Origin of the sequence: Micromonospora sp. CA-246542, assembly GCF_050942905.1 — a bacterium.
Lineage (GTDB): Bacteria > Actinomycetota > Actinomycetes > Mycobacteriales > Micromonosporaceae > Micromonospora.
Genome location: NZ_CP192040.1, coordinates 2,660,873 through 2,679,135 on the forward strand (window position 1 = coordinate 2,660,873; position 18,263 = coordinate 2,679,135).

Consider the following 18,263-nt stretch of genomic DNA (forward strand, 5'->3'; position numbering starts at 1 on the left):
CTCGTCCGGTCGCGCTATACAACGACCGGAAAACCTGTGATCTGCTTCTGCCTTGCGTGAATCGGAATTCCAAGCGAACTTGTGGGGAGTCGCGTGGACACGAACATCGACGACGAGTCGCCGGTGCTGCTGCTGGTCGGATCCAGCGGCGGTCACCTGGCCCAACTTCTCGCGTTGCGGCCCTGGTACGAACGGTGGCGGCGCTGCTGGGTCACCTTCGACACCCCGGAGGCGGTGTCGCTGCTGACCGGTGAGGACCTGGTGCCGGCGCACCATCCGACCACCCGGAACGTACCGAATCTGCTGCGCAACGCGCGGCTGGCCTGGCGGGTGCTGCGGCGTCGGCGGATCGCCGCCGTGGTCACCACCGGCGCGGGCGTGGCCGTGCCGTTCGTGGTGCTGGCCCGCCTCCGTCGCATCCCGACGGTCTACATCGAGGTGTACGACCGGATCGACACCCCGACGTTGACCGCTCGGCTCTGCCGCCCGTTCCTGTCCGCGATGCTCGTGCAGTGGGACGAGCAGCGTCGGCAGTACCCGGAGGCAACCGTCGTGGGGACGCTGCTGTGAGCGGGGAGACGGGCACCGCCCGCCGCGCCCAGTCGCCCCGCCCCGACGCCGCCGCCGATCCGTCCCGGCTGCCGCGCCAGCGCGACACGACGCCCGTCGAGCGGCCCCTGCTGCTCGTCGCCGTCGGCACCGACAAGCATCCCTTCGACCGGCTCGTGGACTGGCTGGCGCAGTGGCACGCGCAGGCCGGCCCGGTCGGGCTGACGCTGCAGCACGGGCACACGGTCGCGCCGTCCCTGCCCGGCGCGGTGCCCTTCCTCGGCCACGACGCCCTGCAACAGGCGATGGCCGACGCCGACCTGGTGGTGTGTCACGGGGGTCCGGCGACGATTCTGGAGGCCCGCCGGCACGGCCACCTGCCCATCGTGGTGCCCCGGGACCCGTCGCGCGGTGAGCACGTCGACGACCACCAGCAGCTCTTCGCGCGCCGCCTCGGCGCGGCGGGCCTGGTGGTGCTCTGCGAGACCCGCGAGGAACTGCACGACGCGCTCGCCGCCGGACAGGCCGACCCGTCCCGGTACGCGGTGCAGGCCGACCCGGCCGCGCACGAGGCCCGCCGCGCGGCCGTCGCCCGGGTCGGGCAGATCGTGGACGACCTGGTGGCCCGGTCGAGCCGGCACCGACCCCGCTGGCGGACCTGGCCGCGCACCGGCCAGCCGACGAAGGAGACCCGATGACCAGGCAGCCGAGCGTCAGCGTGGTGGTGCCCACCCGGGACCGCCCCGAGCTGCTGCGCGCGGCCCTCGCCGCGATCCTCGCCCAGGAGTACCCGGGCACGATCGAGGCCGTGGTCGTGTTCGACCAGTCCACGCCGGACGAGTCGCTGACCGCCCTGGGCGGTCCGGGCCGGACGGTCCGGGTGATCGCGAACGGGCGGGCGCCCGGACTGGCCGGCGCGCGCAACAGCGGCACCCTCGCCGCCGAGGGCGAGCTGATCGCGTTCTGCGACGACGACGACGAGTGGTTGCCCGGCAAGCTGGCCGCCCAGGTCGAGGCGTTGGCCGCCGACCCGAGCGCGGAGTTCGTCTGCTGCGGCATCCGGGTCAGCTACGACGGGCACACCGTCGACCGGGTGCTCGACAAGGACCGGATCACCCTGGACGACCTCCTGCGGGACCGGATGACGGAGCTGCACCCGTCCACCTTCCTGATCCGGGCGACGGCGCTGCACGACGGCTTCGGCCTGGTCGACGAGGAGATCCCGGGCAGCTACGCGGAGGACTACGAGTTCCTGCTGCGCGCCGCCCGCAGCGCGCCGCTGATCAACCTGCGGACGCCGTCGGTGCTGGTGCGCTGGCACAAGCGGTCGTACTTCGCGCAGCGCTGGGACACCATCTCCGAGGCGTTGCAGTGGCTGCTGCGGCGCTACCCGGAGTTCGCCGGGCAACCGGCCGGCGAGGCCCGGGTCACCGGGCAGATCGCCTTCGCGCGGGCCGCCTCCGGCGACCGGCGCGGGGCCCTGCGCTGGGCCCGGCACACGCTGCGCCGCAATCCTCGCGAGCCACGCGCCTACCTGGCGCTGGCGGTCGCCGGCCGGGTGGTCCGGGCCGACTCGGTGCTGCGCACGCTGCACAAGCGCGGTCGGGGCATCTGATCCGTCGCGCCCTGCGGACGGTCCTCGCCGTCCGCAGGGCGGGACGCGACGGGCAGCGCGACGTGCCCGTCGCGCGCCGTGACAGACTGACCGCTGTGTTGCGCTGGTTGACTGCAGGTGAATCGCACGGTCCCGCCCTCGTCGCGCTGTTGGAGGGGGTGCCGGCCGGCATCGAGGTGGGCACCGCCGAGATCGCGGGCGAGCTGGCCCGTCGCCGGCTGGGCTATGGCCGTGGCGCCCGGATGTCGTTCGAGCAGGACGAGGTCGAGGTGATCGGCGGACTGAGGCATGGCCTCACGCTGGGCAGCCCGGTGGCGATCCGGGTCGGCAACTCCGAGTGGCCCAAGTGGCAGACAGTGATGGCCGCCGACCCGGTCGATCCCGACGAGCTGGCCCGGCAGGCCCGCAACGCGCCGCTGACCCGCCCCCGACCGGGCCACGCCGACCTGGCCGGCATGCAGAAGTACGGCCACACCGACGCGCGCCCGATCCTGGAGCGCGCCAGCGCCCGGGAGACGGCCGCCCGGGTGGCCGTCGGCACGGTCGCCAAGGCGTTGATCCGGCAGGCACTCGGCATCGAGATCGTCTCGCACGTGGTCGAGTTGGGTCCGGTGGCCGCGAAGCCCGGGCTGCGTCCGACCCCGCAGGACGCCGACCGCATCGACGCCGACCCGCTGCGCTGCCTCGACCCGGACGCCAGCGCCCTGATGGTCGCCGAGGTCGACGCCGCGAAGAAGGCCGCCGACACGCTCGGCGGCGTGGTGGAGGTGCTGGCGTACGGGGTGCCGCCGGGCCTGGGCAGTCACGTGCAGTGGGACCGCAAGCTCGACGCCCGACTGGCCACCGCGCTGATGTCCATCCAGGCGATCAAGGGCGTCGAGATCGGCGACGGGTGGCAGCAGGCACGCTCCCGTGGCTCCGAGGCGCACGACGAGATCATCCCGTCGGCCACCGGCGTCCGCCGCGTCACCGACCGGGCCGGAGGGCTGGAGGGTGGCATCACCACCGGTGAGCCGCTGCGGGTGCGCGCCGCCATGAAGCCGATCTCGTCGCTCAACCGGGCGCTGGCCACCGTGGATGTCGTCACCGGCGAGCCGGCGACCGCCATCAACCAGCGCTCCGACGTCTGCGCCGTGCCCGCCGCCGCGATCGTCGCCGAGGCGATGGTGGCCCTCGTGCTGGCCGAGGCGGCCACCGAGAAGTTCGGTGGCGACTCGGTCGTCGAGATCCGCCGCAACGTGGCCGGCTACCTCGACGCGCTGGTCATCCGCTGATGGCGCCGGTCGTCGTCCTGGTCGGGGTGCCCGGCTGTGGCAAGACCACCGTGGGGCAGGCGCTCGCCGCCTCCCTCGGCGTGGAGTTCCGGGACACCGACGCCGACATCGAACAGATGGCCGGCAAGAGCATCCCGGAGATCTTCATCGACGAGGGCGAGGAGCACTTCCGGGCCCTGGAGAGGGCGGCCGTGGCGGCGGCGCTGGCGTCCGGCACGGGTGTGCTCGCCCTGGGTGGCGGCGCCGTCCTGGCCGAGGAGAACCGGGCCGCCCTGGTGGGGCATCGGGTCGTCCACCTGTCGGTGGAACTGCCCGACGCGGTGAAGCGGGTGGGGCTCGGCGCGGGCCGACCGCTGCTGGCGATCAACCCGCGAGCCACCCTCAAGCACCTCATGGACCAGCGCAAGCCGCTGTACGCCGAGGTGGCGACCGACACGGTGGTCACCGACGGCCGCACCCCGGCGGCCGTCGTCGCCGAGGTCGCCGCCCTGCTGCCGCGCTGACGCCGCCCGAGCCGCCCCCGCCCTGCCCACGCCCCCGCCCCTCCGCGCGATCTTGCAGTTGCTGCGCCGACGTACCGGGGCATTTCCGGTGACTCGACAACCACAACCGCAAGATCGGCGCGTTGTCAGGCTCGGGCGACCAGGTCGAGGACGTCGGTCAGCGCCTTCGGCTCGCTGAGCATCGGCCAGTGCCCGGTGGGCAGCTCGTACAGCGGGCCGTCGGTCAGGCCGGTGAAGAACGGGTGCCGTTGGGCGATCATCTCGCGCACCACGGTGAGCGGGAAGGTGCTCGCGACCAACGCGGTCGGCACCGGGCGGCCACCCGTGCGGCGTACCGGATCGGTCGCCGTCCGCAGCGGCTGTGCGGTGGAGCGCTCACGCAGGAGGGACAGCGTCGACTCGTCCAGGCCGGCCAGGTTCGACGGGTCGGCCGCCGGGTCCCAGGCCGGCGGCGGCAGCAGGTCACCGTCGCCGATCACAGCGCGCAGCCGTTGCTGTTCCTCCGGCGGCACGGTGTCGAACTGTGCGGTGCCGTCCGGCAACGGTCCACTCTCCACGTAGATCACCCGGGCGATCCGGTCCGGGATCCGGTCCGCCGCCTGGGCGACCGGCATGCCGCCGCCGGAGTGCCCCACCAGCAGGACGTCGTGCAGGTCTTCGACCTCGATCAGCCGGACGATGTCGGTGGTGTGCGTCTCCAGGCTCACCTGCGGGCCGGCCAAATGGGCTCGCTCGGCCAAGCCGGTGAGCGTCATCGGGTACACCTCGTGGCCCTGCGCACGCAGGGTCGCGGTCACGTCCCGCCACGCCCAGGCGCCCAACCAGAAGCCCGGCACCAGTACGAACGTCGCCATCTGTCACTCCTTCTCTCGGTTACCGACCGACCGTACGATCGAAACCGGACAGAATCCGCCCGGTTTGAAGGAGTGGCCCGTGTCTCATCCCGCCGGTCGGGTGCTGGCCCTGCTCGAGCTGCTCCAGGCCCGGCACCGGGCGACGGCCGGCGACCTCGCGAGCCGGCTCGGTGTGGACGAACGGACCGTGCGCCGCTATGCGGCCACCCTGGTCGAGCTGGGCATTCCGGTGCTCGCCGACCGGGGCCGCCACGGCGGCTACCGGCTGCATCCCGGGTACAAGCTGCCGCCGCTGATGCTCACCGACGACGAGGCGGTGGCGGTGCTGCTCGGCCTGGTCGTCGCCGAACGGGTCGGGCTGGCCACCGAACTGCCGGCAACGGCGACCGCGCTGGCGAAGATCGACCGGGTGCTGCCGGCGGCGCTCGCCGACCGGCTGACCGCTGTGCGGGAGCACCTCGGCTTCACACTGCGGCGGCCCGAGCCCCAGGCGCGACCGGCGTCGGGCACCCTGCTGGCCCTGGCCACGGCCGCCCGGCGGCGGCAGCGGGTGAGCCTGGACTACCGCTCGTGGCGCGGTGAGCGGTCGCATCGTGACCTCGACCCGTACGGGCTGGTCTTCCACGCCGGCCGCTGGTACGTCACCGGTCACGACCACCGGCGCGGCGAGGTGCGCACGTTTCGACTGGACCGGATCGGCGCCGTCACGCCCGGCGCGGCGACGTTCACGGTGCCGGACGGCTTCGACGCGGTGGCGTGGCTGACCCGGTCGCTGGCCGGTGTGCCGTATCGGCACGAGGTCGAGGTGCTGCTGGAGACCGATCTGGTCGCCGCCCGGCGGCGCATCCCGGGCAGTGTGGCCGAGTTGACCGCCACCGGCGACGGCGTGCTGCTGCGGGCCCGCGCCGAGAGCCTGCCCGGCATGGCCGCGCTGCTCGCCGGCCTGGGCTGCCCGTTCACCGTGCGCCACCCGGACGCGCTGCGAACCGCCGTGGCCGAGCACGCCCGCCTGCTGGCCGACTGGGCCGCTCGGCCAGCAGGTGGACAGACGCCCTCGCCACGCCGTCCGCTGGACTAGGCTGCCGGCGATGGACGAGGTGACCCGGATTCCGGTCGGCGGCGAACGACCGTACGACGTGCTGGTCGGACGCGACCTGCTGGGCGCGCTGCCGGGGCTGCTGCCCGGCGCGACCCGGGCGGCGGTGCTGCACACGCCCCCACTCAAGGCCCTGGCCGACGCGCTCGGTGAACGGCTGCGCGCGGCGGGCGTCGACCCTCTGCCGATCGAGGTGCCCGACGCGGAGTCGGGCAAGCAGATCGACGTGGCGGCCGCCTGCTGGGACCGGCTCGGCGCGGCCGGTTTCACCCGTACCGACGCGGTGGTCGGGGTCGGCGGCGGCGCGGTGACCGACCTGGCCGGCTTCGTCGCGGCCTGCTGGCTGCGCGGGGTGCGCTGGGTGCCGGTCGCGACCTCCCTGCTGGGCATGGTGGACGCGGCCGTGGGCGGCAAGACGGGGATCAACACCGCCGCCGGCAAGAACCTGGTGGGCGCGTTCCACCCGCCGGTCGGTGTGCTCGCCGACCTGGCCACCCTCGACAGCCTGCCCGCCGTCGACCTCGCGGCCGGGTTGGCCGAGGTGGTCAAGTGCGGGTTCATCGCCGACTCGGTGATCCTGGATCTCGTCGAGCGTGACCCGACGGCGGCGACCGACCCGCGCGGGCCGGTGACCCGGGAGCTGATCGAGCGGGCCATCCGGGTCAAGGCCGACGTGGTCGCCGGCGACCTGCGTGAGTCGGGCGTCCGGGAGGTGCTCAACTACGGCCACACGCTGGCGCACGCGATCGAGCAGAACGAGGGCTACCGCTGGCGGCACGGCCACGCGGTCGCGGTCGGCCTGGTGTACGCCGCCACGCTGGCCCGGCTCGCCGGCCGACTGGACGCCCCGACCGCCGACCGGCACCGGAGCGCCCTGACGGCGCTCGGCCTGCCAGTGAGTTACCCGGCCGAAGCCTGGCCGCGGCTGCTGGCCACGATGCGGGTCGACAAGAAGGCCCGGGGCGCCCGGCTGCGGTTCGTGGTGCTGGACGGGCTGGCCCGCCCGGCGATGCTGGAGGGCCCGGACGACGCCCTGCTCGAAGCCGCCTACCGCGAGCTGGCCACTACCCCGTGAGCGTGAGGAGTGAGCCGGTTTTGCGAGCCCCGCAGTCGCGAACGAAAGAAAGCGCCGCATGAGGGTGTACGTGCTGAACGGGCCGAACCTGGGTCGGCTGGGCACCCGGGAGCCCGCCGTGTACGGCTCGACGACCTACGCCGACCTGGTGGCGCTGTGCGAGGCCGCCGGTCGGGAGCTGGGACTCGACGTCACGGTCCGGCAGACCGACGCCGAGCACGAGCTGCTCGGCTGGCTGCACGACGCCGCCGACGAGGGCGCCGCCGTGGTGCTCAACCCGGCCGCCTGGTCGCACTACTCGTACGCGGTGCGCGACGCCTGCGCCATGCTGCGCGGGCCGCTGGTGGAGGTGCACATCTCGAACATCCACACCCGCGAGGAGTTCCGGCACCATTCGGTGATCTCCGCGGTGGCGACCGGGGTGATCTGCGGTCTCGGCATTGACGGCTATCGCCTGGCCCTGCACCACCTCGCCGCCCGCACCCCCTGAACAACGTCTGCGTCTCCTGCCCCCGCCGCGTCCAATCACGCTGCGTGACGCCGCTGCCTGACGTGGGCCGTCACTGGCTGTCGCTGGCGCTCGGCCACACTCCGGCGGTCGCCCCCGGTCCTCGCGTCCTTTGCTCTGCTTCAATCATGGAAACACCCGCCACGACCTGCGCATAGTCGGTTTCGAGGCTGGCCGACGCTCCCTGGCGAATGCCACTCAGGGTGACTGTTGCCTGGGGTGAAGCAGAGCAAAGGCTGTCGGAAGGGTGGGCCGGTGGCGGCCGGTCGGTAACGGCCTGTAACCAATCTCGGGGTGTTGGCGGCACGGCGGACGCGCACCGGTCGTTCTCGGGGCGCAGTGGTCGCGGACGGCCGACCACGGCGGGTAACACATCTCGGCGCAGCTTGTAGACTTGCCAGGTCTGTCCGCCAATTGATGATCAAGGCAGGAAATGGCCTCCACCAACGACCTCAAAAACGGCCTGGTACTCAACCTTGACGGCGAGCTCTGGTCCGTCGTCGAGTTCCAGCACGTCAAGCCCGGTAAGGGTGGTGCGTTCGTCCGCACCACGCTGAAGAACGTGCTGTCCGGGAAGGTGGTCGACAAGACCTTCAACGCGGGCACCAAGGTCGAGACCGCGACCGTGGACAAGCGCACGATGCAGTACCTGTACGCCGACGGTGAGGACTTCGTCTTCATGGATCTGGAGACCTTCGACCAGATCACCGTGCCCGGCGGCACCGTCGGGGAGGCAGCCAACTACCTGCTGCCCGAGGCGGAGGCGACCGTCGCCACCCACGAGGATGTGCCGCTCTACATCGAGCTGCCCACCAGCGTCGTGCTCGAGGTCACCTACACCGAGCCGGGTCTGCAGGGTGACCGCTCGACCGGTGGCACCAAGCCGGCGACCGTCGAGACCGGCGCCACCGTGCCGGTTCCGCTGTTCATCACCACCGGTGAGAAGATCAAGGTCGACACCCGCGACGGCCGTTACCTCGGCCGCGCCTGATGGCTGAGGGTCCCAAGCAGCAGATGCCGGCGCGCCGCAAGGCGCGCAAGCGGGCGCTGGACGTCCTGTACGAGGCCGATCTGCGGGATCGTCCGCCCGTCGAGGTCCTGGCCGGTTACCTCCAGCGCATCGAACAGCCCCGCCCGGAGCACCTCGGCTACACCGTGGGGCTGGTCGAGGGGGTCGCCGAGCACCTCGATCGGATCGACGAGCTGATCGCCAGCTACGCCGAGGGCTGGACCCTCGACCGGATGCCGGTGGTCGACCGCAACCTGGCTCGGATCGCCGTCTACGAGCTGCTCTACGTCGACGAGATCGACGACGCGGTGGCGATCAGCGAGGCGGTCGAGTTGGCCCGGCAGATGTCGACCGATGACTCGCCGCGCTTCCTCAACGGTGTGCTCGGCCGCATCGCCGAGTACGCCACCCGCTGAGCCGACGCGAGTACCGCGAACGAGAAGGGCCCGTGCCACCGGCACGGGCCCTTCTCGTCGAACGGCAGATCAGGTGAAGCGACAGCTCAGGAGGCGAAGAACGCCCGGGGGTCGGCCACCAGCACGCCGTGCTCGGTGAGCCGCTCGATCAGACCCGACGGTGAGGCGTCGTAGACGATGGCGAGCGCCCGGAGGTCGTCGGCGCGGATGGAGAGCACCCGGCCGTTGTAGTCACCGCGCTGCTGCTGGATCGCGCGGGCGTAGCGGGCGACGTAGGCCAGGTCCTCGGAGGCCTCGTCGTAGAGCCGCTCCAGGTCCAGGACGATCTTGCTGGTGGGCTCGTGCCGGACACCGCTGCCGTCGGGCAGCAGCTCCGAGACGGGGACACGGTAGAACTCGGCCAGCTCGGCCAGACGGGACACCGTCACGGCCCGGTCACCACGCTCGTACGAGCCGACCACCACGGCCTTCCACCGCCCGTTCGACTTCTCCTCCACACCCTGCAGGGAGAGGCCCTGCTGCTGGCGGATGGAGCGCAGGCGGGCGCCCAGAGATTTGGCGTATTCAGAGGGCATTCGGACACTCCCAGTGCTGCTCGGGGTTCTCCCGTCGATCGCTACGGAGCGTGACGGTACGGGGAATGGGACACCTGGTCAAGTGGTCGTGACCTTACCGTTGGGGAGGGCCGGGGGGCTCATCGGTGTTTCGTGGATCTGATCCGGTGGTCAGCGGCCGCTGTCGGTCGGCGCGGTGACCACTGGTAACGTGGCGTGAAGCCCCGGCCAGGGCGGCTCGCGCTCCCCGGCCGGAGGTGCCCGACATCCTTTAACGACCCGTCCCGTGAGGCGGGGAAGGAGGTCCGCCGTGGCGTCCCCACCGGCTGCCCGCCCGTCACCACCGCGACAACCCTCGGTGAAGGTGATCCTCGCCAGCGCCGACGTGCAGCGGGTGGTCGACCGCATCGCCCACCAGATCCTGGAGAAGACCCAGGGCGCCGCCGACACCGTGCTGCTCGGGATTCCCACCCGCGGCGTGCCCCTCGCGCAGCGGCTCGCCGCCCGGATCAGCACCTTCGAGGACGTCGTCGTCCCGGTCGGTGTGCTCGACATCACGCTTTACCGCGACGACCTGCGCCGGCACGCCACCCGCGCGATCGGCCCGACCCAGGTGCCAAGCGGCGGCATCGACGGCAAGAGGGTGATCCTCGTCGACGACGTGCTCTTCTCCGGCCGGACCGTGCGGGCCGCGCTCGACGCGCTCAACGACGTCGGTCGCCCGGCGTCCGTGCAACTCGCCGTGCTGGTCGACCGCGGCCACCGCGAGCTGCCGATCCGCGCCGACTACGTCGGCAAGAACATCCCCACCGCGCTCGCCGAGAGCGTCAAGGTGACGCTCGCCGAGACCGACGGAACCGACGAGGTCAAGCTGTACGGGGGAGCTCATTCATGATCAGGCACCTGCTCTCCGGCGCGGACCTGGACGCCGACACCGCCACCGAGATCCTGGACACCGCCGCCGAGATGGCGACCGTCGCCGGCCGGGAGATCAAGAAGCTGCCCGCGCTGCGCGGCCGGACGGTGGTGAACCTCTTCTACGAGGACTCCACCCGGACCCGGATCTCGTTCGAGGCGGCGGCGAAGCGACTGAGCGCCGATGTGATCAACTTTTCCGCCAAGGGGTCCAGCGTCGCCAAGGGCGAGAGCCTGAAGGACACGGCGCTGACCCTGCAGGCGATGGGCGCGGACGCGGTCGTCGTACGCCACCCCGCCTCCGGCGCCCCGCACCGCCTGGCCAACTGGGTGGACGGGTCGGTCGTGAACGCCGGCGACGGCACGCACGAGCACCCGACCCAGGCGCTGCTCGACGCGTACACGATGCGGGCCCGGCTGGGCCGGCTCGCCGGCCTGTCGGTCGCGGTGGTCGGGGACGTGCTGCACTCCCGGGTGGCCCGGTCCAACGTGCTGCTCCTGTCGACCCTCGGCGCGAAGGTCACCCTGGTCGGCCCGCCCACCCTCATCCCCGTCGACATCGCCGGAGCGCTCGCCCCGGGCATCGACGTGTCGTACGACCTCGACGCGGTGCTGCCGAACGTGGACGCGGTGATGATGCTGCGGGTGCAGCGGGAGCGGATGCGGGACTCCTACTTCCCCTCCGCCCGCGAGTACGCCCGCCGCTACGGGCTGGACGGTCCCCGGATGCGTCGCCTGCCCGAGCACGCGATCGTCATGCACCCCGGTCCGATGAACCGCGGGATGGAGATCACCCCCGAGGTCGCCGACTCACCCCGCTCCACCATCGTCGAACAGGTCACCAACGGGGTCTCCGTCCGGATGGCTGTTCTGTACCTGCTGCTCGGAGGGAACAACCGGTGACCGCGTACCTCATCACCAGCGTGAGCATCGTCGGCGCCGCGCCGACCGACCTGCTGATCCGCGACGGCGTCGTCGCCGAGGTCGGTCCGGGGCTGTCCGCGCCGGACGCCACCGTCATCGACGGAACCGGCCTGGTGGCCCTGCCCGGCCTGGTCGACCTGCACACCCACCTGCGCGAACCCGGCCGGGAGGACGCCGAGACGGTCGAGTCCGGGTCCCGGGCGGCGGCGCTGGGCGGCTACACGGCGGTCTGCGCGATGGCCAACACGTCGCCGGTCGCGGACACCGCCGGCGTGGTCGAGCAGGTCTGGCGGCTCGGCCGGGAGGCCGGGATGGTCGACGTGCAGCCGATCGGGGCGGTCACCGTCGGGTTGGCCGGCGAGCGCCTCGCCGAGTTGGGGGCGATGGCCGACTCCGCCGCCCGGGTACGGATCTTCTCCGACGACGGGCACTGCGTCGCCGACCCGTTGCTGATGCGCCGGGCCCTGGAGTACGTCAAGGCGTTCGACGGGATCATCGCCCAGCACGCCGAGGAGCCCCGCCTCACCGAGGGCGCCCAGATGCACGAGGGTGAGGTCTCCACCCGGCTCGGGCTGATCGGCTGGCCGGCGGTCGCCGAGGAGGCGATCATCGCCCGGGACGTGCTGCTCGCCGAGCACGTGGGCAGCCGACTGCACGTCTGCCACGTCTCCACCGCCGGCAGCGTCGAGGTGCTGCGCCAGGCCAAGGCCCGTGGGGTACGCGTCACCGCCGAGGTCACCCCGCACCACCTGCTGCTCACCGACGAGCGTGCGGAGAGCTACGACCCGGTCTTCAAGGTCAACCCGCCGTTGCGTACGGCCGCCGACGTCGCCGCGCTGCGCGCCGCGCTCGCCGACGGCGTGATCGACATCATCGCCACCGACCACGCCCCGCACGCCGTGGAGGACAAGGAGTGCGAGTGGGCGTACGCCCGGCCGGGGATGCTCGGCCTGGAGACGGCGCTGTCCATCGCGCTGGACGTGCTCGGTCCGGAGTGGGATCTGATCGCCGAACGGATGTCCCGCGTCCCCGCCCGGATCGCCGGACTGACCGGGCACGGCGTCGACCCCGCCCCGGGCGCCCCGGCCACCCTGACCCTGGTCGACCCGGCGGCCCGCCGCACCATCGACCCGGCGGAGCTGGCCAGCCGCAGTCGCAACACCCCGTACGCCCGCATGACGCTGCCAGGTCGCATCGTGGCGACCTTCCTGCGCGGCGAGCCGACGGTCCTGGACGGAAAGGCAATCAAGTGACGCGTAGACGTTCCGCGATCCTCGTGCTCGAGGACGGGCGCACGTTCCCCGGTGAGGCGTACGGCAGCGTCGGGGAGACCTTCGGCGAGGCGGTCTTCACCACCGGTATGACCGGTTACCAGGAGACGCTGACCGACCCGTCCTACCACCGTCAGGTGGTTGTGCAGACCGCCCCGCACATCGGCAACACCGGCGTCAACGGCGAGGACGACGAGTCCGGCCGGATCTGGGTGGCCGGGTACGTGGTGCGCGACCCGGCCCGGATCGGCTCGAACTGGCGGGCCACCGGCGGTCTCGAGGACCGCCTCGCCACCGAGGGTGTGGTGGGTATCAGCGGGGTGGACACCCGCGCGCTGACCCGGCACCTGCGCGATCGGGGCGCCATGCGGGTGGGCATCTCCAGCGTCGAGAAGGACCCGCAGAGCCTGCTGGCCCGGGTCCGGCAGTCACCGCAGATGGTCGGCGCGGACCTGTCCACCGAGGTGACCACTCCCGAGCCGTACGTCGTCGACGCGATCGGCGAGCACCGGTTCACGGTGGCCGCGCTCGACCTGGGCATCAAGCGCAACGTGCCGCGCCGGCTCGCGGCGCGCGGGGTGAGGACCCACGTGCTGCCGGCCTCGTCGAGCATCGAGGACCTGCTCGCCACCGGCGCCGACGCGATCTTCCTGTCGCCCGGGCCCGGCGACCCGGCCACGGCCGACGGTCCGGTAGCGGTGGCCCGGGAGGCGCTGCGGCGGCAGGTGCCGCTGTTCGGCATCTGCTTCGGCAGCCAGATCCTCGGTCGGGCGCTCGGTTTCGGCACCTACAAGCTGGGCTACGGCCACCGGGGAATCAACCAGCCGGTGCTCGACCGGGCCACCGGCAAGGTCGAGGTGACCAGCCACAACCACGGCTTCGCGGTGCAGGTGCCGGGCGGTGGCGTCGGCGCGGTCGTCCCCGACCAGGTGATCGACACCGACTTCGGTGGCGTGCGGGTGTCGCACGTCTGCCTCAACGACAACGTGGTCGAAGGGCTGCGGGCCGTGGACGTGCCCGCCTTCACCGTTCAGTACCACCCGGAGGCGGCGGCCGGTCCACACGACGCGGACTACCTCTTCGACCGTTTCGCCGAGCTGATCGGCAGCCGGACCCACAGCAAGGGGCGCAGCAATGCCTAAGCGGACCGATCTCAAGCACATCCTGGTGATCGGCTCCGGGCCGATCGTCATCGGGCAGGCCTGCGAGTTCGACTACTCCGGCACCCAGGCGTGCCGGGTGCTGCGCAGCGAGGGGATCCGGGTCAGCCTGGTCAACTCCAACCCGGCCACGATCATGACCGACCCGGAGTTCGCCGACGCGACCTACGTCGAGCCGATCACCCCGGAGTTCGTCGAGCTGGTCATCGCCAAGGAGCGCCCGGACGCGATCCTCGCGACCCTCGGCGGGCAGACCGCGCTGAACACCGCCGTCGCCCTGCACTCCAACGGCGTCCTGGAGAAGTACGGCGTCGAGCTGATCGGCGCGAACATCGACGCCATCAACCGGGGCGAGGACCGCCAGCTCTTCAAGGAGATCGTCGCGAAGGCCGGCGTACGCCTCGGCGTCGAGGACCCGACCGCGCTGGTGCCGCGCTCGCGGGTGTGCCACTCGATGGACGAGGTCGAGGCGACCGTCGCCGAGCTGGGCCTGCCGGTGGTGATCCGGCCGTCGTTCACGATGGGCGGCCTGGGCTCCGGCATGGCGCACACCCCGGAGGACCTGGCCCGCATCGCCGGCGACGGCCTGGCGGCCAGCCCGGTGCACGAGGTCCTGATCGAGGAGAGCGTGCTCGGCTGGAAGGAGTACGAGCTGGAGCTGATGCGCGACCGGCACGACAACGTGGTGGTCGTCTGCTCCATCGAGAACATCGACCCGATGGGCGTGCACACCGGCGACAGCGTCACCGTGGCCCCGGCCATGACGCTCACCGACCGGGAGTACCAGCACCTTCGTGACCTGGGCATCGCCGTGCTGCGCGAGGTCGGGGTGGACACCGGCGGCTGCAACATCCAGTTCGCGGTCAACCCGGTCGACGGCCGGATCGTCGTGATCGAGATGAACCCCCGGGTGTCGCGCTCCTCGGCGCTGGCCTCCAAGGCGACCGGCTTCCCGATCGCGAAGATCGCCGCGAAGCTCGCCATCGGCTACACGCTCGACGAGATCCCCAACGACATCACGTTGAAGACCCCGGCGGCGTTCGAGCCGACCCTGGACTACGTGGTGGTGAAGATCCCCCGGTTCGCGTTCGAGAAGTTCCCCGGCGCGGACCCGGAGCTGACGACCACCATGAAGTCGGTGGGCGAGGCGATGAGTCTCGGGCGCAACTTCACCGAGGCGTTGAACAAGGCCATGCGCTCGATGGAAACGAAGGCGGTCGGGTTCTGGACCACTCCGGACCCGGAGGGCGTCACCCTGGCGGACACCCTCGCCGCGCTGCGGATCCCGCACGACGGCCGGCTCTACACCGTGGAGCGGGCGCTGCGTCTCGGCGCGTCGATCAGCGAGGTGAGCGAGGCGTCCGGCGGCATCGACCCCTGGTTCCTGGACCAGATCGCGGCGCTGATCGAGCTGCGGACCGAGATCGTCGACGCGCCGGTGCTCGACGCCGAGCTGCTGCGCCGAGCCAAGCGGGCCGGGCTCTCCGACCGGCAGCTCGCCGCGCTGCGTCCGGAGCTGGCGGCCGAGGACGGCGTACGCGCCCTGCGGCACCGTCTCGACGTCCGCCCGGTCTACAAGACCGTCGACACCTGCGCGGCCGAGTTCGAGGCCAGCACGCCCTACCACTACTCGTCGTACGACTTCGAGACCGAGGTCGTGCCGTCGGACCGGCCGAAGGTGCTGATCCTCGGCTCCGGCCCGAACCGGATCGGGCAGGGCATCGAGTTCGACTACTCGTGCGTGCACGCCGTGCAGGCGCTGCGGGCGGCCGGCTACGAGACCGTGATGGTCAACTGCAACCCGGAGACGGTGTCGACCGACTACGACACCGCGGACCGGCTCTACTTCGAGCCGCTGACCTTCGAGGACGTCCTGGAGGCCTGGCACGCGGAGGACTCCTCCGGGCGCGCGGCCGGCGGCCCGGGCGTGGTCGGTGTGGTCGTGCAGCTCGGCGGGCAGACCCCGCTGGGTTTGGCGCAGCGGCTCAAGGACGCGGGCGTGCCGGTGGTCGGTACCTCGCCGGAGTCGATCCACCTGGCCGAGGAGCGGGGCGCGTTCGGCGCCGTCCTGGCCCGCGCCGGGCTGCGCGCGCCGGCACACGGCATGGCCACCTCGTACGACGAGGCCAAGACGATCGCCGACGAGATCGGCTACCCGGTGCTGGTCCGTCCGTCCTACGTGCTCGGTGGGCGCGGCATGGAGATCGTGTACGACGACCCGACGCTGCGTGACTACATCGGCCGTGCCACCGACATCTCCGGCGACCACCCGGTGCTGGTGGACCGGTTCCTCGACGACGCCATCGAGATCGACGTGGACGCCCTGTGCGACACCGACGGCGAGGTCTACATCGGCGGCGTGATGGAGCACATCGAAGAGGCCGGTATCCACTCCGGAGACTCGTCCTGCGCGTTGCCGCCGATCACCCTGGCGGGCTCGCACCTGGCCGAGGTCCGCCGGTACACCGAGGCCATCGCCCGGGGTGTCGGCGTGCGCGGTCTGCTCAACGTGCAGTACGCGCTCAAGGACGACGTCCTCTACGTGCTGGAGGCCAACCCGCGCGCGTCGCGGACGGTTCCGTTCGTCTCGAAGGCGACGGCGGTGCCGCTGGCCAAGGCGGCGGCCCGGATCGCGCTGGGCGCGACCATCGCCGAGCTGCGTGCCGAGGGTCTGCTCCCGCCGACGGGGGACGGTGGGACGATGCCCGCCGACGCGCCGATCGCGGTCAAGGAGGCGGTGCTGCCGTTCAAGCGCTTCCGTACCCGCGCCGGCAAGGGAATCGACTCGCTGCTCGGCCCGGAGATGAAGTCGACGGGTGAGGTGATGGGCATCGACACCAACTTCGGGCACGCCTTCGCCAAGAGCCAGTCCGCCGCGTACGGGTCGTTGCCGACCGCCGGGAAGATCTTCGTGTCGGTTGCCAACCGGGACAAGCGCGGCATGATCTTCCCGATCAAGCGGCTGGCCGACCTGGGCTTCGAGATCGTGGCGACGGCCGGTACCGCCGAGGTGCTGCGCCGGCACGGCATCGCCTGCGAGCAGATCCGCAAGCACTACCAGGCCGGCGAGGGCGACGACGCCGTGTCGCTGATCCTCGGCGGCCACGTGGCGCTGGTGATCAACACGCCGCAGGGCTCGGGCGCGAGTGCCCGCTCCGACGGTTACGAGATCCGCAGCGCCGCCGTCACCACTGACATCCCCTGCATTACCACGGTCCCCGGCGCCGCCGCGGCGGTGATGGGGATCGAGGCACGTATCCGGGGCGACATGCGGGTGCGACCGTTGCAGGATCTGCACGCCACCCTGCGGGCGGCGCAGTGACGCTGTTCGAGCGGGTCGTTCGGCCCGGGTTGTTCCGGCTCGGCGGCGGGGACGCCGAGACGGCGCACGAGTGGACGTTGCGGCGGTTGGCCGCACTGTCGCGGCGTCCCGCCGCCCTGGCCGCGCTGCGGGCCCGGTACGTCGTCGAGGCGCCGCGCACGGTCTTCGGCGTGCGGTTCCCCAACCCGGTCGGGCTGGCCGCCGGCATGGACAAGGACGGCGCGGCGCTGCCGGCCTGGCCGGCGCTCGGCTTCGGCTTCGTGGAGGTCGGCACGGTCACCGCGCACGCCCAGCCGGGCAATCCGCGGCCCCGGCTGTTCCGGCTGCCGGCCAGCGAGGCGGTGGTCAACCGGATGGGCTTCAACAACGCCGGCGCCGAGGCGTTGGCCGCCCGGCTGTCGGCGTTGCCCGGTCCACTCGGGGTGCCGTTGGGCATCTCGCTGGGCAAGTCCAAGGTGACTCCGCTCGACGAGGCGGTCGAGGACTATCTGGCCTCGTATCGGGCGCTGCGTGGGCACGGCGACTACTTCGCGGTGAACGTGTCGTCGCCGAACACGCCAGGTCTGCGGTCGTTGCAGGACCGTGCCCACCTGGACGCGCTGCTCGGCGCGCTGGTGGGGGAGAAGCCGGTGCTGGTGAAGATCGCGCCGGACCTGACCGAGGCGGCGATCGCCGAGTTGTTGGAGGTCTGCCTGGCCCGGGGCGCCGCCGGGGTGATCGCCACCAACACCACCCTGGCCCGCGACGGGCTGGCCGCCGTGGACGCCGACCGTGGCGCAGAGGCCGGCGGTCTGTCCGGTCGGCCGCTGACCGGTCGTGCCCGGGACGTGGTGGCCTTCGTGCATCGCGAGACCGGCGGCCGGCTGCCCATCGTCGGGGTCGGCGGCGTGCTCGACCCGGACGACGCCACCCGGATGTTCGATGCCGGCGCCGCCCTGGTGCAGCTCTACACGGGCTTCATCTACCGGGGCCCGGCCCTGGTCCGGGCGGCGGCCCGCGCGAGCGCCACGGCGGCGACGCCGGATCCGGTCGCCGGCCGGTGACGCTGACCGGCCCCCGGAGCGGCGTCACCGCCGACTCCGTGCGTCGGTCGGCCGGGGATCCCGACCGGTCCATGCGTGGGTCGGCCGGGGATCTCGACCGGCCCGTGCGTCGGTCGGCCGGGGATCCCGACCGGTCCGTGCGTCCTTTGCTCTGCTTCAACCGAGGAAACAGTGG

At 72.2% G+C, this 18,263-nt stretch carries 18 protein-coding genes; 16 read left to right on the forward strand and 2 right to left on the reverse strand.

The window, feature by feature from the left end; genetic code table 11:
• The first annotated feature begins 93 nt into the window (after positions 1 to 93).
• The 5 genes from ACQP0N_RS12445 (at position 94) to ACQP0N_RS12465 (ending at position 3,941) form a co-directional block, all read left to right on the forward strand.
• Positions 94 to 570, forward strand: a complete 477-nt coding sequence (locus ACQP0N_RS12445; protein ID WP_355053068.1) for a UDP-N-acetylglucosamine--LPS N-acetylglucosamine transferase — start codon at positions 94 to 96, stop codon at positions 568 to 570.
• A gap of 68 nt (positions 571 to 638) precedes the next feature.
• Entirely contained in the window at positions 639 to 1,247 is a 609-nt protein-coding gene (locus ACQP0N_RS12450; protein WP_433121590.1) for a glycosyltransferase, read from the forward strand.
• Positions 1,244 to 2,164, forward strand: coding sequence for a glycosyltransferase family 2 protein (locus tag ACQP0N_RS12455; RefSeq protein WP_433120126.1), 921 nt, complete (start codon positions 1,244 to 1,246; stop codon positions 2,162 to 2,164). The genes ACQP0N_RS12450 and ACQP0N_RS12455 overlap by 4 nt, the downstream gene beginning before the upstream one ends.
• Positions 2,165 to 2,259: 95 nt before the next feature.
• Positions 2,260 to 3,438 (forward strand): chorismate synthase, encoded by a 1,179-nt coding sequence (aroC, locus tag ACQP0N_RS12460; protein ID WP_433120128.1) that lies wholly within the window; start codon positions 2,260 to 2,262, stop codon positions 3,436 to 3,438.
• A complete protein-coding gene (locus tag ACQP0N_RS12465) occupies positions 3,438 to 3,941 on the forward strand; it encodes a shikimate kinase (RefSeq protein ID WP_355053071.1) in 504 nt (167 codons plus the stop codon). Before aroC ends, ACQP0N_RS12465 begins: the two co-directional genes overlap by 1 nt.
• Before the next feature lie 125 nt (positions 3,942 to 4,066).
• Here ACQP0N_RS12465 and ACQP0N_RS12470 read toward each other — a convergent pair whose 3' ends face one another.
• A complete protein-coding gene (locus ACQP0N_RS12470; protein WP_433120130.1) occupies positions 4,067 to 4,795 on the reverse strand; it encodes an alpha/beta fold hydrolase in 729 nt (242 codons plus the stop codon).
• A gap of 79 nt (positions 4,796 to 4,874) precedes the next feature.
• Here ACQP0N_RS12470 and ACQP0N_RS12475 point away from each other — a divergent pair, with 79 nt between their 5' ends.
• The 5 genes from ACQP0N_RS12475 to nusB all read left to right on the forward strand — a co-directional run bounded on the left by ACQP0N_RS12475 (position 4,875) and on the right by nusB (position 8,899).
• Positions 4,875 to 5,873 (forward strand): helix-turn-helix transcriptional regulator, encoded by a 999-nt coding sequence (locus tag ACQP0N_RS12475; protein WP_433120132.1) that lies wholly within the window; start codon positions 4,875 to 4,877, stop codon positions 5,871 to 5,873.
• A gap of 10 nt (positions 5,874 to 5,883) precedes the next feature.
• Complete coding sequence (gene aroB / locus ACQP0N_RS12480) at positions 5,884 to 6,966, forward strand: 3-dehydroquinate synthase (protein ID WP_433120134.1); 1,083 nt, start codon at positions 5,884 to 5,886, stop codon at positions 6,964 to 6,966.
• Between the two features lie 58 nt (positions 6,967 to 7,024).
• A complete protein-coding gene (gene aroQ / locus ACQP0N_RS12485; RefSeq protein ID WP_433120136.1) occupies positions 7,025 to 7,456 on the forward strand; it encodes a type II 3-dehydroquinate dehydratase in 432 nt (143 codons plus the stop codon).
• 451 nt (positions 7,457 to 7,907) lie between these two features.
• Positions 7,908 to 8,465 carry an elongation factor P gene (efp, locus tag ACQP0N_RS12490; protein ID WP_355053076.1) on the forward strand — a complete coding sequence of 186 codons (558 nt, stop codon included), beginning with the start codon at positions 7,908 to 7,910 and terminating at the stop codon, positions 8,463 to 8,465.
• Between the two features lie 23 nt (positions 8,466 to 8,488).
• Positions 8,489 to 8,899 carry a transcription antitermination factor NusB gene (gene nusB / locus ACQP0N_RS12495; protein ID WP_355053144.1) on the forward strand — a complete coding sequence of 137 codons (411 nt, stop codon included), beginning with the start codon at positions 8,489 to 8,491 and terminating at the stop codon, positions 8,897 to 8,899.
• Between the two features lie 86 nt (positions 8,900 to 8,985).
• On the opposite strand, the gene bldD is transcribed toward nusB, so the two are convergent.
• A complete protein-coding gene (gene bldD / locus ACQP0N_RS12500) occupies positions 8,986 to 9,474 on the reverse strand; it encodes a transcriptional regulator BldD (RefSeq protein WP_007458348.1) in 489 nt (162 codons plus the stop codon).
• A gap of 289 nt (positions 9,475 to 9,763) precedes the next feature.
• Here bldD and pyrR point away from each other — a divergent pair, with 289 nt between their 5' ends.
• The 6 genes from pyrR to ACQP0N_RS12530 are packed head-to-tail and all read left to right on the forward strand — an operon-like array spanning position 9,764 to position 18,088.
• Positions 9,764 to 10,348: a bifunctional pyr operon transcriptional regulator/uracil phosphoribosyltransferase PyrR gene (gene pyrR, locus ACQP0N_RS12505; RefSeq protein ID WP_355053077.1), complete on the forward strand. Its 585-nt coding sequence runs from the start codon at positions 9,764 to 9,766 to the stop codon at positions 10,346 to 10,348.
• Entirely contained in the window at positions 10,345 to 11,271 is a 927-nt protein-coding gene (locus tag ACQP0N_RS12510) for an aspartate carbamoyltransferase catalytic subunit (protein ID WP_433120139.1), read from the forward strand. The genes pyrR and ACQP0N_RS12510 overlap by 4 nt, the downstream gene beginning before the upstream one ends.
• Positions 11,268 to 12,545: a dihydroorotase gene (locus ACQP0N_RS12515; protein ID WP_433120141.1), complete on the forward strand. Its 1,278-nt coding sequence runs from the start codon at positions 11,268 to 11,270 to the stop codon at positions 12,543 to 12,545. Before ACQP0N_RS12510 ends, ACQP0N_RS12515 begins: the two co-directional genes overlap by 4 nt.
• Positions 12,542 to 13,705, forward strand: coding sequence for a glutamine-hydrolyzing carbamoyl-phosphate synthase small subunit (gene carA / locus ACQP0N_RS12520; RefSeq protein WP_433120143.1), 1,164 nt, complete (start codon positions 12,542 to 12,544; stop codon positions 13,703 to 13,705). Before ACQP0N_RS12515 ends, carA begins: the two co-directional genes overlap by 4 nt.
• The gene (gene carB, locus ACQP0N_RS12525; protein ID WP_433120145.1) at positions 13,698 to 17,045 is read left to right on the forward strand and encodes a carbamoyl-phosphate synthase large subunit; all 3,348 of its coding nucleotides are present in this window, start codon (positions 13,698 to 13,700) and stop codon (positions 17,043 to 17,045) included. Before carA ends, carB begins: the two co-directional genes overlap by 8 nt.
• Complete coding sequence (locus ACQP0N_RS12530) at positions 17,042 to 18,088, forward strand: quinone-dependent dihydroorotate dehydrogenase (RefSeq protein WP_433120147.1); 1,047 nt, start codon at positions 17,042 to 17,044, stop codon at positions 18,086 to 18,088. The genes carB and ACQP0N_RS12530 overlap by 4 nt, the downstream gene beginning before the upstream one ends.
• Positions 18,089 to 18,263 lie beyond the last annotated feature (175 nt).

What these genes read in the sequence shown, in the direction of transcription:
- efp (WP_355053076.1), top strand. Translation starts at nt 7,908, where the DNA reads ATGGCCTCCACCAACGACCTCAAAAACGGCCTGGTACTCAACCTTGAC.
- ACQP0N_RS12510 (WP_433120139.1), top strand. Translation starts at nt 10,345, where the DNA reads ATGATCAGGCACCTGCTCTCCGGCGCGGACCTGGACGCCGACACCGCC.
- ACQP0N_RS12470 (WP_433120130.1), bottom strand. Translation starts at nt 4,795, where the DNA reads ATGGCGACGTTCGTACTGGTGCCGGGCTTCTGGTTGGGCGCCTGGGCG.
- aroQ (WP_433120136.1), top strand. Translation starts at nt 7,025, where the DNA reads ATGAGGGTGTACGTGCTGAACGGGCCGAACCTGGGTCGGCTGGGCACC.
- ACQP0N_RS12465 (WP_355053071.1), top strand. Translation starts at nt 3,438, where the DNA reads ATGGCGCCGGTCGTCGTCCTGGTCGGGGTGCCCGGCTGTGGCAAGACC.
- aroB (WP_433120134.1), top strand. Translation starts at nt 5,884, where the DNA reads ATGGACGAGGTGACCCGGATTCCGGTCGGCGGCGAACGACCGTACGAC.
- bldD (WP_007458348.1), bottom strand. Translation starts at nt 9,474, where the DNA reads ATGCCCTCTGAATACGCCAAATCTCTGGGCGCCCGCCTGCGCTCCATC.
- carB (WP_433120145.1), top strand. Translation starts at nt 13,698, where the DNA reads ATGCCTAAGCGGACCGATCTCAAGCACATCCTGGTGATCGGCTCCGGG.
- nusB (WP_355053144.1), top strand. Translation starts at nt 8,489, where the DNA reads ATGCCGGCGCGCCGCAAGGCGCGCAAGCGGGCGCTGGACGTCCTGTAC.
- ACQP0N_RS12455 (WP_433120126.1), top strand. Translation starts at nt 1,244, where the DNA reads ATGACCAGGCAGCCGAGCGTCAGCGTGGTGGTGCCCACCCGGGACCGC.